Here is a 2,080-nt window from a genome sequence, read left to right as displayed (position 1 = left end):
GCTGACGCCAGAACGCGATGCCGGCGAAAACGGCCGTCGCGGTCGCCAGCAGCGGCACGACCGCCGCGAACAGCTGCGCGCCGGCCGGCTCGCGCTGCAGGCCCACGAGCAGGCCCGTCGCGAGGAATCCGAGCACGACCGCATGACCGGCGCCGGCGAGGAAGTCGCCGGCACGCCGCGGCCAGCCGGCGACCGCAAGCCAGATCGCCGCGCCGAGCACGACGCTGCAGAGCCAGCCGAGCAGCAGTCCCGGCGTCATGGCGCCGCCTCGTGACCGAGGCGATAGAGATGCAGCGGCGGCGCGTCGAGCAGCGCCTGGGCCGGCAACGACAGTTCGCTGTCGATCTGCAGCAGCCCCTGCTCCGCGTCGTAGCGCGGCGCCTCCTGTGCATAGGTCGCGACGTATACCGGCTCGCTGAGGAAATTCGCACCGCCCCAGCCGACGAGGTTCACCGGGCCGGTGCGGGTCGGGGCGAGGTGGTAGATCAGACGCGCGCGCACGAAATCCGACTCCGCGTCGACGAGCAGGCGCACGCGGTCGGGATCGGCGCCGGCTTCGCGCAAGGTCGCGCGCACGCGTTCCGCCGCATCGAGCAGGTCCGCATCGGGCAGCTGGCGCTGCCGCTCGGGCCAGTCGAGTCCCGCATAAGCCAGCCGCGTCGCCGCATGCCGGTCGGCGAGATTCAGGCTCCAGCGCAGGTCGAGCAGCAGCCAGGCGACGGCAGCGGCGACGGCCAGGATTTTCAGGTTCCGGCGCGGTTGCTGCGGAGCGAACTGCAGCAACAGCACCGCGGTGAGCCCGAGGCCGAGCGCGAGCAGCAGCACCGGCGAGCGCGTGCGCACCGCGCCGCTGTCGGGGCCCAGCGCGCTGATCGACATCAGCGACCAGCTGCGCCGGCCCGACCATTCGGTCGCGACGGCGGCAAGACGGCCGGCCCAGGACGGCGACCAGAGCTCGGCGCTTTCGAGACGGAACGGATGGAACGCACGCGCCGCCGGCACCGACTGGGTCACCGGGTAGACCGCGAAACCGATTTCGCTGATCGCGCCGCGCCATTCCTGTTCGCGGCTCAGGTCGACGCTGCCGACACTGCCGCGCGCGCGCGTCAGCGGAATCGTGCGCACGTCACGCGGCGAATCCGCGCGCCGGTAGACGAAAGCCAGTTCCAAGGTCGGCGCGAGCGCGGCGAAGCGGTAGCGCAGCACCGGCCAGTCCGCCGCATCGGTGATGTCCACGCTGCGAACGAGCAGCGCGCCGCCGTCGGCATCGGCGGCCGGGACCGCGAGCGCGCTGCCGTCGGTCTGCGCGCCACTGAACGCGGCGAACTCGGCGCCGTCGATGTGCTGCCGCTGTCGCGGCCAGGGCGACTGGAACGGCGACAGTTCGACGAAGCAGGCGATCAGCACGAGCCAGACCGCGACGATGAGCAGGACGAGCGCGCGCGGCATCAGGCCACCAGCGCGTCCAACCGGTCGAGCTCCAGCGGCGTGAAGCCCGCGGCGAGCCGGTCGCGCCGGTTGAACGGTCCCTTCAGCGCGCCGCGGCAATACTGCTGCAGCAGGCGCTCGAAGGTATCGGCCGGATCGACGCCGGCGCGTTCGCAGCACCAGCCGAACCAGCGCGTGCCGGCGGCGACGTGAGCCACTTCTTCGGCGAGTATCTGTTCGAGCATCGCGACCGTGGCCGTATCGCCGACGGCCTGCAGGCGCTGGATCATGCCGGGTGTCACGTCGAGGCCGCGCGCCTCGAGCACGCGCGGCACCAGCGCCATGCGCTCGAGGCAGCTGCCGGCGGTGCGCCGCGCCATGTCCCAGAGCCCGTCGTGGGCCGGCAGGTCGCCGTAGCGCAGGCCGAAATCGGTGAGCCGCCGCTGCAGCAAGGTGAAATGGCGCGCCTCGTCGGCGGCCACGGCGATCCAGTCCGCGTAGAACGCGGCCGGCATGTCGCGAAACCGATAGACCGCGTCCCAGGCCAGATTGATCGCGTTGAACTCGATGTGCGCGACCGCGTGCACGAGCGCCGCGCGGCCGGCTTCGCTGCCGAGCCCGCGCTGGGCCAGCGCGCGCGGCGCGACGAGCA

3 protein-coding genes are annotated in these 2,080 nt (G+C 72.5%); all 3 read right to left on the bottom strand.

What is annotated here, in order from left to right; all coding sequences use genetic code 11:
• Window positions 1-259, bottom strand: a 259-nt coding sequence (locus tag NON22_RS23505) for a hypothetical protein (RefSeq protein ID WP_257389413.1), incomplete at its 3' end; no start/stop codon positions are given.
• Complete coding sequence (locus tag NON22_RS23500; protein ID WP_257389412.1) at window positions 256-1,449, bottom strand: hypothetical protein; 1,194 nt, start codon at window positions 1,447-1,449, stop codon at window positions 256-258. The genes NON22_RS23505 and NON22_RS23500, both read right to left, overlap by 4 nt.
• Window positions 1,449-2,080 (bottom strand): ferritin-like domain-containing protein (locus tag NON22_RS23495; protein ID WP_257389411.1); only part of this gene is annotated, 632 nt, incomplete at its 5' end. The genes NON22_RS23495 and NON22_RS23500, both read right to left, overlap by 1 nt.

Origin of the sequence: Tahibacter caeni (assembly GCF_024609805.1) — a bacterium.
GTDB classification, from domain to species: Bacteria; Pseudomonadota; Gammaproteobacteria; order Xanthomonadales; family Rhodanobacteraceae; genus Tahibacter; species Tahibacter caeni.
The sequence above is the reverse complement of the archived record's forward strand: the minus strand, read 5'-3'. Positions and strand labels throughout refer to the sequence as shown.